At 62.6% G+C, this 14,027-nt stretch carries 11 protein-coding genes, 1 tRNA gene and 1 pseudogene; 7 read left to right on the top strand and 6 right to left on the bottom strand.

Annotated features, from left to right (window positions below; all coding sequences use genetic code 11):
* The first annotated feature begins 35 nt into the window (after nucleotides 1–35).
* The 3 genes from TQ38_RS11975 (at nucleotide 36) to TQ38_RS11965 (ending at nucleotide 4,025) form a co-directional block, all read left to right on the top strand.
* Nucleotides 36–2,633 carry a PAS domain S-box protein gene (locus TQ38_RS11975; protein WP_082057815.1) on the top strand — a complete coding sequence of 866 codons (2,598 nt, stop codon included), beginning with the start codon at nucleotides 36–38 and terminating at the stop codon, nucleotides 2,631–2,633.
* A 200-nt stretch (nucleotides 2,634–2,833) separates the two neighbouring features.
* Entirely contained in the window at nucleotides 2,834–3,262 is a 429-nt protein-coding gene (locus tag TQ38_RS11970; protein ID WP_052505852.1) for a hypothetical protein, read from the top strand.
* A 19-nt stretch (nucleotides 3,263–3,281) separates the two neighbouring features.
* On the top strand, nucleotides 3,282–4,025 hold the full coding sequence (locus tag TQ38_RS11965) for a TorF family putative porin (RefSeq protein ID WP_052505853.1): 744 nt from the start codon (nucleotides 3,282–3,284) through the stop codon (nucleotides 4,023–4,025).
* A gap of 886 nt (nucleotides 4,026–4,911) precedes the next feature.
* Here TQ38_RS11965 and TQ38_RS11960 read toward each other — a convergent pair.
* Both TQ38_RS11960 and TQ38_RS11955 read right to left on the bottom strand, forming a co-directional pair.
* Nucleotides 4,912–6,234 carry a hypothetical protein gene (locus TQ38_RS11960; protein ID WP_043977611.1) on the bottom strand — a complete coding sequence of 441 codons (1,323 nt, stop codon included), beginning with the start codon at nucleotides 6,232–6,234 and terminating at the stop codon, nucleotides 4,912–4,914.
* A 55-nt stretch (nucleotides 6,235–6,289) separates the two neighbouring features.
* A complete protein-coding gene (locus tag TQ38_RS11955) occupies nucleotides 6,290–7,174 on the bottom strand; it encodes a hypothetical protein (protein ID WP_043977612.1) in 885 nt (294 codons plus the stop codon).
* Nucleotides 7,175–7,219: 45 nt separating this feature from the next.
* Here TQ38_RS11955 and TQ38_RS11950 point away from each other — a divergent pair.
* Both TQ38_RS11950 and TQ38_RS11945 read left to right on the top strand, forming a co-directional pair.
* Nucleotides 7,220–8,020 (top strand): annotated as a pseudogene (locus TQ38_RS11950) (AAA family ATPase); the annotation flags it as partial.
* 86 nt (nucleotides 8,021–8,106) lie between these two features.
* A complete protein-coding gene (locus tag TQ38_RS11945; RefSeq protein ID WP_052505854.1) occupies nucleotides 8,107–8,877 on the top strand; it encodes a tyrosine-type recombinase/integrase in 771 nt (256 codons plus the stop codon).
* A gap of 68 nt (nucleotides 8,878–8,945) precedes the next feature.
* On the opposite strand, the gene TQ38_RS11940 is transcribed toward TQ38_RS11945, so the two are convergent.
* The 4 genes from TQ38_RS11940 to TQ38_RS11925 form a co-directional block, all read right to left on the bottom strand.
* Nucleotides 8,946–9,020, bottom strand: a tRNA-Gln gene (locus TQ38_RS11940).
* Nucleotides 9,021–9,131: 111 nt separating this feature from the next.
* A complete protein-coding gene (yghU, locus tag TQ38_RS11935; protein ID WP_043977613.1) occupies nucleotides 9,132–9,980 on the bottom strand; it encodes a glutathione-dependent disulfide-bond oxidoreductase in 849 nt (282 codons plus the stop codon).
* Between the two features lie 138 nt (nucleotides 9,981–10,118).
* Nucleotides 10,119–11,219, bottom strand: a complete 1,101-nt coding sequence (locus TQ38_RS11930) for a branched-chain amino acid aminotransferase (RefSeq protein WP_043977614.1) — start codon at nucleotides 11,217–11,219, stop codon at nucleotides 10,119–10,121.
* A 733-nt stretch (nucleotides 11,220–11,952) separates the two neighbouring features.
* A complete protein-coding gene (locus tag TQ38_RS11925; RefSeq protein WP_240197878.1) occupies nucleotides 11,953–12,516 on the bottom strand; it encodes a hypothetical protein in 564 nt (187 codons plus the stop codon).
* A 49-nt stretch (nucleotides 12,517–12,565) separates the two neighbouring features.
* Here TQ38_RS11925 and TQ38_RS11920 point away from each other — a divergent pair, with 49 nt between their 5' ends.
* Together TQ38_RS11920 and TQ38_RS11915 are read left to right on the top strand one after the other, a co-directional pair.
* Entirely contained in the window at nucleotides 12,566–13,363 is a 798-nt protein-coding gene (locus TQ38_RS11920) for a TlyA family RNA methyltransferase (protein WP_043980609.1), read from the top strand.
* A gap of 89 nt (nucleotides 13,364–13,452) precedes the next feature.
* A complete protein-coding gene (locus tag TQ38_RS11915) occupies nucleotides 13,453–14,007 on the top strand; it encodes a TspO/MBR family protein (RefSeq protein WP_043980607.1) in 555 nt (184 codons plus the stop codon).
* Nucleotides 14,008–14,027 lie beyond the last annotated feature (20 nt).

Here is a 14,027-nt window from a genome sequence, read left to right as displayed (position 1 = left end):
GCGGCCTGGATGAGTTGGAGCATAGCTGAATTCCCATGACTCACGCAGAATTGGAGGAAGAAAACGCTCGACTAAGAGCGGCGCTGGCTCAGGCAGGAATTTTCGCGCAGCGGTTGGTCCATCTCCAAACTGAGAAAACCAGTGATCAAGGCCTCGGGAAGTTCGCCTCGGCGCAGGATCTTGTCGCCGAGTTGGAAAGCCACAGGCAGGCATTGGCCAGCAGCGAAGCCCGCCAGCGCGCGATCTTCGAAAATGCCACTGATTTCGCGATGGTCATTACCGACCCGAACGGCATAGTGACCGATTGGAATCCAGGCGCCGAGCAGGTGATCGGCTGGACCTCGAAAGAAATGATCGGGCAGGACGCCAATTGCTTTTTCACGCCCGAAGATCGCGCCATTGGCAGGATCACGGTGGAAATGGACCAGGCGCTGCGGGATGGCCGTGCATCCGACGAGCGCTGGCATTTGCGCAAAAGCGGCGAGCGGTTCTGGGCGTCTGGGGAGATGGTTCCTCTCATTGCCGGCAATGAAGGGCATCTGGGGTTCGTAAAAATCCTGCGTGACCGCACAGAGGAACATCTTGCCGGCGGCGCGCTGCGTAAAGCGCAGGAACGCTTCCAGACAATCATCGAAACCATCGACGCTGCTTTTGCGATCGTGCAGGTCAAATTCGACGAAGATGACCGCCCGATCGACTATCGCTTCGTGGAAGCCAATCCCGCGTTCGAGCGACAGTCCGGAGTCAATCTGCGCGGAAAATGGGTCACCGAATTTGCACCAGACCTTGAGCCGTTCTGGTTCGAAATCTATGGCCACGTCGCAAAAACCGGCGAGCCGACGAACTTCGAAAATTATGCTGAAGCGTTCAAGCGATGGTTCGACGTGCGAACCGTCCGGGTTGGTGATCCTGCAGACCGTCAGATCGCCATTCTCTTCAATGACGTAACGGAGCGGCGCGGCGCCCAGGAACGCTTGCGGGCCAGCGAAGCCTTGGCACGGGAAAACGCCGAACGCGTGCAACTGGCGCTTGGTGCGGGCGCGATTATCGGGACATGGCATTGGGATTTGCCCAGCGACCAGTTCACTTTCGACGAACCTTTCGCTGCGGCGTTCGGCCTTGATCCCGCACTTGGCCGAAGCGGCATTCCGCTTGCCCAGATCGTTGCTACCGTCCACCCGGATGACCAACAGGGTCTGTCGGACGCGATCAATGAGGTGGTTGCGCGCGGCGGACACTATGCACATCAATACCGCGTTCGACGCACCGACGGGCGCTACTACTGGATCGAGGCCAACGGGCGGGTCGATCACGCGCCTGACGGCACGCCCCTCAGTTTTCCCGGCGTGGTGATTGACGTCGAAGCGCGGCGAGCTGTCGAGGCCGAGCGGGATCGCGCGCTTGCTGCCTTGCGGTCCCTCAACGAAAACCTCGAGCAGCGAGTGGCGGAACGCACGGCAGAACTTATGGACGCCGAAGAGAAGCTGCGTCAGTCGCAGAAGATGGAAGCCGTGGGGCAACTCACCGGAGGCCTGGCTCACGACTTCAACAATCTGCTGGCAGGTATCTCGGGTTCGCTCGAACTTATGGGCAAAAGGATCGATCAAGGCCGACTGACAGAAATCGACAAGTACATGGCCGCTGCGCAAGGCGCGTCACGGCGCGCAGCAGCGCTGACGCATCGCCTTCTAGCCTTCTCGCGGCGCCAGACCCTCGACCCACGCTCCACCAATGTCGAAGCGTTGGTGGATGGCATGATCGACCTGATCCAGCGCACAGTGGGTCCTGAGATCCACATAGAAACGAGGGCGACGGCGCAATTGTGTTCGGCCCTTGTCGATGCCAGTCAGCTTGAGAACGCGTTGCTGAACCTATGCATCAACGCCCGCGACGCTATGCCGGGCGGCGGACGCATCGCTATCGAGATGACCAATCAATCGCTGGATCGGCAGACCGCGCTGGCGTACGAAATACCGGCTGGCGATTATCTGTCCCTGAGCGTCAGCGACACGGGAACCGGCATGCCGCCCGATGTTATCGCCCGCGTTTTTGAACCTTTTTATACCACAAAGCCGATCGGACAGGGCACTGGTCTTGGCCTTTCCATGATCTACGGCTTTGTTCAGCAGTCGGGCGGGCAGATCAGAATCCATTCAAGCGTCGGTCAGGGAACGACCGTGCGCCTTTACCTGCCGCGGCATGACGGCGATGCCATCAGCGGCGAGCAGGTGATGCCGGAAGCACCTGTCGACATCGGGCGGGCCGAAGAAACGGTACTGGTCGTCGATGACGAGCCGACTGTACGATTGCTGGTAGCCGATACCCTCAGGGACTTGGGTTATACCGTGATCGAAGCCGTCGATGGCAATGCTGGACTGCAAATTCTGCGTTCCAACACCGGCCTCGACCTTTTGATCACCGACGTTGGATTGCCCGGCGGGCTCAATGGCCGTCAGATGGCCGACGCAGGGCGGCTTTTGCGGCCCGACCTGAAAACTCTCTTCATAACCGGATATGCGGAAAACGCGGTCTTTGGCGAAGGCCGACTGGAAGCGAACATGCAAATTTTGACCAAGCCGTTCGCAGTCGATGTGCTGGCTGTGCGGATCCGCGAAATGCTGCGGACGGACTAAACTGCCTCTCTGGCTACGGCGGAATTTGTCCAGAACCTGAGAAGAACGCCTACGCCGACCGACACCAGGTTTGAAGCGGTCCGAATCCAGATATAATTACGCTACGGAAACAAGACAGAAGCGATTGACCTCTATTTCGAATTTGCACAATTATTGTGCATAAATGCCTATATTTTAGGCAAACCGATCTGGGAGATGTCATGAGCCTTTCCGCCTTCGCCGTGCTGTTCGCTGCCGCGACCGCCATCGTGCCCGTCCACAGCGTCGAAGTCACCCACCGTGGTAGCGCTTACCGGATTGACTACCGCGCACAGGTCCAGACCAGCATGCGCACCATCGGCATCGCACCGCCGACCCGCCAGAGTAGCCAGCGCTGCGTCATGACTGCAAAGGTCGCAGTCGAGCGGGTGATCGCCGACGGCGGGCACGAACTGACCGCCGCGCTACCGGGTAAGGAGAGCTTCACCCGCCACCTGCCTGGCGACTGCCGCAGCCGCAGCGCCCAGATCGCCAAGTTGGTCGACGACAATGCAGGCAGGATCTCAGCGCATGTCGCTGAAGCGGCATCTGGCGACCGCGAGCATGCGCTTGCTGCGATCGATGCCGCGCATCACTTCGCAAACAACTGACGGAGGGTACCGCCGCGACATGATGCGCCGTCTTTGTCTGGCCGCCGCGACCTGCGGCGGCCTTCTGGGCTACATTCCCGCCAGCGCCCAATCGGTTCCGACGATCTCGCTTAACGCCGAAACCGACCACCGTGATCGCGGTCTCAGCGCGAGCGGCGGCAAAGGTGCGCTTGGTGCCTCGGCATCGGTGCCGGTGCTTTACGGCCTCGCGCTCGACCTGGACGCGGTGACCCTGCGCGGCAGCGCGCGGCACGGCGGCGCGGACATCGGAGTGGTCATAGCGCCCCAATACGGTGTGCTCAGCGGCGGCTGGGAACTGGGTGCGGGTGCGCGCGGCCATGTTTTCGTCGGCCGCTCAGGCTTGAGCTATGGCGAACTGACGGCTGACGTGGGCCGCACACTTGGGCCGGCGCGGCTGGTCGTGGGAGCCGCCTTCGCCCCGGCGCAGGCCGCGATCGGCGGCAGTAACCTCTACCTCGACGCCCAGCTATCGGCGAGTATCCCTGGCACGCCGGTGACGCTTTACGGCGGGTTCGGACATACGAGCGGATCGGCGAACGGCGGGGCCCGCGCGGCGCGGCTGCGGCCCGGCGGCGCCTATCTCGATCATCACGTCGGGGCCGAATACGTGAGTGGCAAGATCGCCGGGGGTATCCGCTATTCGGGCACGTCGATCGGTGCCGAAGAAGTAAACCGGATGTCGCCATGGACCGACCAGCACTACGGTTCGCGAGCGCTGGCCTACGTGCGCTTCACGCCTTGATGAGTGGAGGGTGAGGCTCAGCGCCCTATCGACTGCATTCAGCGATCTTCGTTCATCCGAGCATGGCGCAGCGCTGTCATGCCGAAATTCAGCCTCATCGACCGGATCGTGCTGACACCTAATGAGAGCTGTGATGATCTGATCGTTGATCTTCACGGTGATCTCGCAGGCATTCCGAGACTGTCTGCCAACCGATCTTTGCTGGAGGATCGTCCGCCCCTTGATGGGTCAATCATCGAGGAATCCGAAATTAAGCAGGTAAGGTTAATGCTCCACGGAATGATACGTCCATGACGATCACCCCGTCGAAATATTGGCTGGGGCGGCAGGATACGAAATTCCGAAACAACTAATTGAACAGACTTTACTTCTTATTTTTTTATCTATAAAATGCCAACTATAATCACAATACGTCCATGATCATGATTCATTGTGCGATTATGAGATTTAATAGGGACGGTGTGAATGATTTCTCTCAATGTCATCTAATTTGTCCTATGACCTCTCCCGAAAATGCAGCTTGTCTCGTTGAGCGACAAAACGTTCTGCTAGTTATCTAAGCCTCACGAAATGGTCGCTGCAGCTCGGCAATTCGTACTCGATGCGGGTGGGTCTTAGCGGCAGTTCTCTGTCGAACGAAATGTCGGCAAAAAGGCGGATGCCGACCAGAATACGTCGTTCACCGATCTGGCTTTGAACGGCAGCTTCCGCTGAACCAGCCATTCGCTTAGCGACGCGCTTTCAGGTCGGCAATTCGAGCGCATCATGCGCGACCGCGAAAGCTGTCGTTCGTTCATCGCACTCAGTATGAAACAACCCGGTCGCTCGCGCTACGCAGTTTCAGGCAAACGAAAGTCAAGTAATGCACTCCTACACTATAGAGCCCTTACGGATTGGCTAGGAGCTCTTCGAGCTGTTCGGGGCGCGGGTGCTTTTCGCCAAATTCGAGGGTGCCGCTTAATTGGCTCGACGACAAGCGATAGATGCCCCAGTATTCGAGCATTCCGCCCCAAGCATGGCCGTGTGGCCTGCCGCCATGGACGCTCTTTTCCCCGGTGAGGGTCCACACCAACTCAAGGTCATTTTCCTGGCAATAGGCGAGCGTGGCGTCACGATCGACGACGGCGCCGCTAAAGCCCTTTTGCTCAGCCGAGGGATCCTGAAAGCGGACCGTCCCGCCTGCATCTACGAAGTTCAGCGCATAGCCATTGGCGAGACGGAGACCCAGGCCGCGCACGATCGATGGCGCAGGGAATGTCAGATCGAAGCTGTCCTCGATCGAATAATTATGACCAGCACGCTCGGAGCGCATATCGGCGACCGTGGGATAGACCGTGATCGGCCGAGTGGCGCCAATGTCTTCGCCATCCTCGATCTCGCCATACGATGGGTGCCAAGGATATTCGCCGAGATAGGCGTAATAATTCAGGCTGACTTCGGGGGGATGGTCGCGTTGATGTTCCTGGCGGTTCAACCGCGTCACCAACCGATCGGCGTCCCTGCTGGCGACGATCAGCGATTTGACCTTGTGCCAGGTCGTGCGGTGAATTAGCCGCTGGCCTTCGAACAGCGCCCATTGACGGCGCCCGGCATTGATGTCGAGCACCAGCCACCGCTTGCCGTCCGGGTCGGTCACCTCGATCTGCTCGGCGACGTTCGGAATATCGCGCGTCCGATCCTGCATCCAGGCAATCCGCGCCCGAGGCGGGTCGCTCTGCAGGCGCGGGCAATGGGGCGACCACCAAGTCGGCCCTTGCTTGCTCGAATCACGCTGCTCAGTACGGGTGATCAAGATAGTCGGATCCATGTCGCGGCTGCTGGCCTGCCACGGCCCTTCATAGAGCCCAGGATCCGGGCGATGACTTTTGCCGAACAGCGCAATGTCGGAGAGACGCCCGGTCAGCTCGTGATAGGCGATCCACTGGTATTTCTTACCGATCCGCTCGATGCGATGCTCGTTGCGGCCCCTGTCGGGTACCCGCCGGTCGAACTCGGCGAAGCGTTCGGGCGTCCAGCCAAGTTCATGCGCACGCCATGCTACCCAGTTGCGCGATTTCTCCCCGGCATAATTGGGGTGCCAGCTATTGTCGCGCTCGCTCCACATCGGACCGCTGAGATAGCCGCTTGCGCGCATCCGGAATTCGTCGCGCTCCGTTTCATCCAGCAGGTTCTCGAACGACGAGATCGCTGCGTCGCGCGCCGCTTCCACGCTGCGCCGGGTTTCCGATCCCTCGTCTTCGGCTTCGTCATCCCAGCGGCTGAAGTCATAGGCATGCCAGCCAGTTTGCGGCCAAGTTCGAGAACCGGGCGGAGCGCCCGCAGCAGATCGGGATGCGGGCTGACCGCAATTGCGTGCCAATCCTGATAGATTTCCCGGCCAGTGCGGCCATATTCCTCGCGCGGCAATTGCAGAAAATATCGGCCAGTGGATCGATCTCGTAACACGCGAAATCGCCGTCCTCGACCGCAGAGCTGCAAATCTCGTCACTGAACAGGCTGCCGCTATAGTCTTGGACGTAGCCAGCGAGAACGTCGCGACCGATCACTTCGAGCGCTTGCCCTTTGGGATAGGGCGGGCGCACCTGGGCAAGCGGGATATCTGCCGGCAAGACGCCGCGATGCGCGGCAAGCTCGATGATCCCGCGGGCATGATCGCGGATCAGGGCATGGGGGGGCAGCGGCGCTACCGCGAACACCGCATCGAATGCAGCGCGCGCCAGGTCGGACAGCCCCTCGTCCGACGCGTTGCGGGTCGCCGCACCATAAGCGGCAGCGAGCACCCGGTCGGTGATATAGGGGTCATCGACCGCAGCGAATTGGGCAATTAGATCGGCAGCCAGCGCGCGGCGCGGTACCAGCAGAATCGCCAGCGCCTTGGTTGCCATGTCGCGGACCCAGCGGTGGCTGAGACTGGTCAGCCAGGCGAGCGTGATTGCCGCCAGCCGCGCGCGCTCGGGTTCGATTTGATCGAGACCGTTGGCGCGGATCCATTCGATCAGCGTTTCGATGACATCGTTGCCATCTTCGGCAACATAGGCTGCGCGCACCGACCATAGCAGGTCGCGCTCCGCCAACGCCAGCGGGCGCAGCCATCGGTCGAGATGGTCCGCGTTGAACTTGTTGGCGGGCTCGGTCGCAACCGCGAGCAACGTCTCGAGCAGCGCATCGCCTTCAAAATGATCGGCATAGCGCTCGAAGATCGCTTCACTTCGCGCGCGATGATCGAGACCGAACGGCGGCTCGAGAACGCGACCATCCGCCTCGACGCGAGCTGGCACCACGGCGTGCCCGACCGGATGCAGGACGCGGCGCTGGCGCGCGGCGAGCAGCGCGGTCTGATCCTCTCGCCCGAGCAGCGCGGCGCCTTCGAGCATGTGACCGGGAGCCGAGGCCTGAGCTCGGTGATCGGCTATGCCGGCACCGGCAAGAGCGCGATGCTGGGTGTCGCCCGCGAGGCCTGGGAGGCAGCGGGCTACGAAGTGCGCGGCGCTGCGCTGTCCGGCATCGCCGCCGAGAACCTGGAGAACGGGTCGGCGATCGCCTCGCGCACGATCGCCAGCATGGAGCATCAGTGGGACCAGGGGCGCGAGCTGCTAACCGATCGCTCGATCCTCGTTATCGACGAAGCCGGGATGATCGGTACGCGGCAGATGGAGCGCGTGGTCTCGGAAGCCGAGAAGCGCGGCGCCAAGGTCGTGCTGGTCGGCGATCCCGAGCAGCTCCAGGCGATCGAGGCGGGTGCCTCGTTCCGCTCGGTCGCCGAGCGGCACGGCAGTGTCGAGATCACCACCATCCGCCGCCAGGAGGTCGACTGGCAGCGCGATGCGACCCGGCATCTCGCGACCGGACGCACGGGCGAGGCGCTGTCCGCCTACGAGGATGCGGGCTACATACACGTCGCGGAAACCCGCGAGGCGGCGAGGGAAGCACTGATCGAACGCTGGGACCGGGACCGCAAGGCCCGGCCCGACGCGAGCCGGCTCATCCTCACCCATATCTGAAGAGCAGCGCTTTCACGAAGCTGAAGGATCGCACGAAGCGCGACTACCTCCGCCACCTCGACAAGATCGCCGTCGCAAAATTGACTAAAAAGGGGCCTGAATTTGCCACCTTTCCGCTGGAAGCGATTGAAAGCCCCAAGATCCGGCCGCTGCTGCTGGACTGGCGCGACGAGATGGCGAAGCGATCGCCACGCCAGGCGGATGCCTGCTTCGGCGTCTTGCGCATCATTCTGGAGTGGGCGCGCGATCGCGGCCACATAGCCCGCAACAACGCGACCCGGCCGAAAAAAGTCTACAAGGCCGACCGTTCGAACAAGCTCTGGCTGCCCGCGCACATCGAGGCGTTCCGGGCGGTAGCCCCGCCTGACATGGTGATGGCCCTCAACCTCGCGCTCTGGACCGGGCAGCGGCAAGCGGATCTACTGACCATGCCGTGGACCGCCTACGAAGACGGGCGCCTCAAGCTCCAGCAGGGCAAGAAGAAGCGCCTCGTCAACATGCCCGTCTACTCGGAGCTGCGCGCCGTCCTAGACGCCGCTCCGCGCCGGGCCGAGACGATCCTGACGACGCCGAAGGGCGTGCGCTGGGCTGTCGAGCCGCGAGCGACCTACTTCATGCACGAGTGGCGGCAGGCAACACTGGCGGCCGGGCTTGATGGCCTGCACTTCCACGACATCCGGGGGACGACCTGCACCATGCTGGCGGACGCCGGCTGCACCCCCTCGGAGATCGCATCCATGCTCGGCTGGACGCCCGCCACGGTCATGGAGATGCTCGCTCGATACCAAGCAATGACAGCAACGCAGAGCGATTCTGCGGTGGCAAAACTGGAGGCGAAACGAAGTGAATAGGTGTAGAAAGCAGTGTAGAAAGTGGGTGCGCCCGGTGGGCTTGACGGGCTCCGACTCACGGAACCCGCTGGCTGGGGCGGCAGGATTCGAACCTGCGAATGCCGGTACCAAAAACCGGTGCCTTACCACTTGGCGACGCCCCAACGGATCGGCAGCGCGCGGCGCGGCCTCTCGGGAAGAGGCGCGCTTAGCGACTTATCCCGGCGCTGAAAAGGCCTTTCGACCTTACTTTTCAGCTCCGGGACGGATTTTCCTCAGGCGTTCAATACCCCGTCGATATCCGCGGCACTGTGGCGCTCAGGGACGAGGCCGTCGCCCTTGCGGTTGACGATGCGGCCGCGCCGTACCGGCTCGCGAGCGCCCAGTTCCTCGCCCCAGCGCATCAGGTTGCTGAAGCTTGCGACGTCGAGGAAGGTCGCAGCATCGCCGTAAGCATCGCCGCGGATGAAGCCGCCGAACCATCCGTAGGCGGCCATATCGGCAATCGTGTACTCATCGCCGGCGAGATAGCGCGTTTCAGCCAGCCGCTTGTCGGCGACGTCCATGATCCGCTTGGCCTCCATGGCAAAGCGGTTGATCGGATACTCGTACTTTTCCGGCGCGTAAGCGTAGAAATGGCCGAACCCGCCGCCGAGCATGGGCGCGGAGCCCATCTGCCACATCAGCCATGACATGCATTCACTGCGCTCGGGGCCGCTGGCGGGGAGGAAGGCGCCGAACTTTTCGGCCAGGTGAAACAGGATCGAGCCCGATTCGAATACGCGCACCGGCTTTTCGCCAGAACAGTCGAGCAGGGCGGGGATCTTGGAGTTCGGGTTGACCGAGACGAAGCCGGACGAGAACTGGTCTCCCTCGCCGATGTTGATGAGCCAGGCGTCGTACTCTGCGCCGGAGTGGCCTGCCGCGATCAGCTCCTCGAGCATGATCGTTACCTTCTGGCCATTGGGCGTGCCCAGCGAATAGAGCTGCATCGGGTGCTCCCCGCGCGGCAGTTCCTTTTCGTGGGTGGCGCCGGAGACGGGGCGGTTGATATTGGCGAACTGGCCGCCGCTCGCCTTGTCCCAAGTCCAGACTTTGGGCGGAGTATACGTGAGATCGGCCATGAAGGGAGGCTCCTGAGGGAGGGAATTGCCGCCCTCAGGTAGGTTCGCCGGTTGCCACCGACAAGGCCGGTTCAATAACTTCGCTGCCAGTTCGGGCGCCGCCCGGACCGGGGTCCGGGGCGGCGCAGTCAAATGGCTTCAGCCGACCTTGCGGATCCAGCCATGGGTATCGGGTGCTTCGCCGCGCTGGATGGCGACAAGGCGGTTCTTGAGCTTGCCGGTCAACTGGCCGGGGCCGCCGCTGCCGATCGTGAATTCGCCGTCCGTACCGGCAACCTGGCCAACCGCCGTGACGACCGCCGCAGTGCCGCAGGCGAAAGTTTCCACCAGCTTGCCCGACAGGGCGTCCGCGCGCCACTGGTCGAGGCTATAGCGGCCTTCCTTGACGGTGAGGCCTTCTTCGCGCGCCAGCGTCAGCAGGCTGTCGCGGGTGATGCCAGGCAGGATCGTGCCGGTCAGTTCGGGAGTGAGCAGGGTGCCGTCCTCGAACACGAAGTAGAGGTTCATGCCGCCCAGTTCCTCGATCCACTTGTGCTCGGCGGCGTCGAGGAAGACGACCTGATCGTGGCCGCGTGCGATCGCTTCGGCCTGGGGCACCAGGCTGGCAGCATAGTTGCCGCCGCACTTGGCAGCGCCCGTACCGCCGGGAGCGGCGCGGGTGTAGTCCGAAACCCAGATCGACACTGCCGGGGCGCCCGACTTGAAATAGTTGCCGGCGGGGCTGGCGATGACGATGAACTTGTACTGCTTCGCCGGGCGCACGCCGAGGAAAGCCTCGGTAGCGATCATGAAGGGGCGCAGGTACAGCGAGCTGCCTTCACCTTCCGGAATCCAGGCGCGGTCCAGGGCGACGAGCTTTTCGATGGCTTCGACGAACAGGGCCTCGGGCAGCTGGGGCATGGCAAGACGCTCTGCAGAGCGGTTGAAGCGCGCCGCGTTCGCCTCGGGGCGGAACAGCGAGATCGAGCCGTCGGCCTGCTTGTATGCCTTGAGACCTTCGAAGATTTCCTGCGCATAATGCAGAACTGCGGCCGCAGGATCGAGCGCGATGGGCTGGCGCGGGCCGATTACCGCGTCATGCCAGCCTTGGCCCTCGGTCCACTCGATCGTCACCATGTGGTCGGTGAAATTGGTGCCGAAGCCGGGGTTCGCCAGCACGCTGCCGCGCGCTTCGGCGCTGGTCGGGGCAGGGTGGGCAAGGGTGGTGAAAGACAGGCCGGTATCGGCGAGACTCGCCATCGAACGAACTTCCTCTAGCTGAAACTCAGGTTGCGCCGTTGAACGAAAATTTCGCAGATCGCAACCAAAAAGCAACATTGCTTCTCGTGACTATAGTCTTAGCACGAAGCTTCGAGGAGGCAAATTGAGCGGGTGTGGCGTTTTCCTCTCCGTCGCGGGTGAGGAACGACTCAAATGAGAAGGGCCGCACCGGAAATCCGGTACGGCCCTTCGCATGGTCAGCGGCCGGGAAGTGCCGCCAGCGAAGCCTTTATCGCTATATCAGGATTAGCGATAATGCCTCGCGACGGGAATTGCCGACCTCTCTGCTGAACCATGAGACATCGGATCACCTCCTTTCGCGCTGTTGAGCCATTTTCCGCACTTAAGCGGCGAGGACTTCGGTTGCTCTCGGGCGCGTTTCCCGGGGCCCGTCGTCCTGAGGAATTTGTGGCCGATTCCGCATCGCACAACAAGTCTTGCAATGATTTTTTTTGCGGTCATTATCGACGCTTCCGGCCGGTTTTCCACAGCATTGCGGCGGCTTTCAAGAGCGCTGCTGGGGGCTCATGGATGCGGCCGAAAACACCCTGAAAGTGGCGATCTGGCGTGCTCGAAAGGGCGCGCAAAGAGCTTGCCGCTCAGCAGTGGCGAGCGTGCCCCGCGCTATTTCGAAAATGATGGCGGCAGAGGAGCTGGGCCTGAGGTCCGAGGCGGTCCCGAATTGGGTTCGGAACTACCTCGGGCGCGGATGTCAGCGGCAATCCTCGATCACCCGTGTCACTTCGGTCCAACTGGGTATGTAGAGCGTGGTTTCCCCCGGCGATGCGATGGCGAAACGGCCGCGGCTGAATGCCATCGAATCAAGGACCTTTTCACGGGCCGGCAGCGCGATCTCGATTCCCGCCGAAGTGCTGCGTCCGGTAAACCCGCGGCTACCATCGGATGTGGTGACGGTGATCGTAGTCGGAGCGGTACGCGGCGTGGCTGCGCGGGTGAGCGTGATCGTACCTGCCTGGGGTGCGCAGCGTAGCGTGAACACGCCGCCGAAGCTGGCGATAGATCCACCGGCATTGGCGGCGTAGCTCCAGTCCCCGGGGGTGATCGGGACGTCGCGCCAGTCCGAGGCGGGCGGAGCGGCGGGGGCGGACGGGCTGGGGCGGGGCGCCGGGACAGGGGCCTGGCTTCGCGGCGCAGTGGGCGAAACCGGCGGCGGGGGCACACAGGCGGAGAGAAGCATCGCCGCGATGGACGAGGTGAGCGCTGCCAACGGTAGGGAGCGGGAAACGATGGCGCGGCTGCGCGGATTTGCCTTCATCCCCTTGGTATGGAATGGGGCGGGCTCCTTCTCAAGTGCGCACTGTCCCATGACCGACCCATCAAAGCCCCGTTCTGTCGAAAAGTCCCGCGCCTCGGGACCTGCCAAGGCCGCGAAAGTGCGCGTCGACCAGTTGCTGGTGGATCGCGGCCTGGCCGAAAGCCGCACCCGCGCCCAGGCGCTTGTCCTGGCCGGGCTGGTCTTTTCGGCCGAGACCAAGATCGCCAAGTCGGGGCAGAGCCTGAAGGACGATGCGCCGCTGGAGGTGCGGGGCCGCGATCATCCCTGGGTTTCGCGCGGGGGGATCAAGCTGGCCCACGCGATAGAGCATTTCCAACTCGATCCGGGCGGCGCGGTGGCGATGGACATCGGCAGTTCGACAGGCGGCTTCACCGACGTGCTGCTGAGTCATGGCGCAGTGCGGGTCTTCGCAGTCGATTCCGGCACTAACCAGCTGGCCTGGAAGTTGCGCAACGATCCGCGTGTCACCGTGCTGGAGCAGACCAGTGCGCGTATCCTTACGCCTGCCGAAATCGACGCACCGTGCGATTGGGTGGTGTGCGATGCCAGCTTCATCGGCCTTGCCAAAGTGCTGGACGTGCCGCTGCGGCTGGCGGCTCCGCGCTGCCGGCTGGTGGCGCTCATCAAGCCGCAGTTCGAGGTCGGGCGCGGCGAAGTGGGCAAGGGCGGCGTTGTGCGCGATCCCGCCCTGCACGAGCGCGTCTGCGGCGAAGTGCGGGACTGGCTGGAAAGCGCGGGCTGGACCATTCAGGGGATCGTTGAAAGCCCGATCAAGGGGCCGGAAGGAAATATCGAGTTTCTCGTTTCGGCACAGCGGGGACAGTAAGCCACGCTAACGATTGCGCGCGGGCCTGCGCCGTTCCACAAACCGCGCAGATCAACGCTGAAACCTTCGATTCGGAGAATTGCACGCCAATGAACCTGCTAGCCTCGTCAGGCCAGTTGCGTGCCAGTTTCATGCGTTGGCTGCTCGTATGCGTTCCTGTCATCGTATTGCTGGGCTTCCTGTCCGGCACGCTGTCGCAAAGCGGCCCGGACAATCCGTGGTTCGCTGAACTGGTGAAACCGACCGTTTATCCGCCGCCGATCACGTTCGCAGTCGTTTGGACGCTACTTTACGCCATGATGGGCACCGCGCTGGCATTGGTGCTGTCAGCGCGCGGCGCGCGTGGACGCGCCGCCGCCGGGGCGGCGTTTGCGGTGCAGTTCGCGCTCAACCTCGCGTGGTCGCCGATATTCTTCGGCGCTCACCGGATGACGGCGGCGCTGGTCGTTATCCTGCTGATGCTGGGCGCGGCGGCGGTGACCACGGTGCTGTTCGCGCGGGTTCGGCCGGTGGCGGGGGCGCTGCTGGTGCCTTACCTGCTGTGGCTGGTCTTTGCGACCTACCTCAATTTCGCGTTCCTGCAGGAGAACCCGGGCCTTGATGGGGTACAACGTTCTGGCGCGGCCGCGCGTTTCGACATTTAACCCTCTTGCGCGGTTTGCGC

Source organism: Novosphingobium sp. P6W, assembly GCF_000876675.2.
Classification (GTDB): Bacteria; Pseudomonadota; Alphaproteobacteria; order Sphingomonadales; family Sphingomonadaceae; genus Novosphingobium.
The sequence above is the reverse complement of the archived record's forward strand: the minus strand, read 5'-3'. Positions and strand labels throughout refer to the sequence as shown.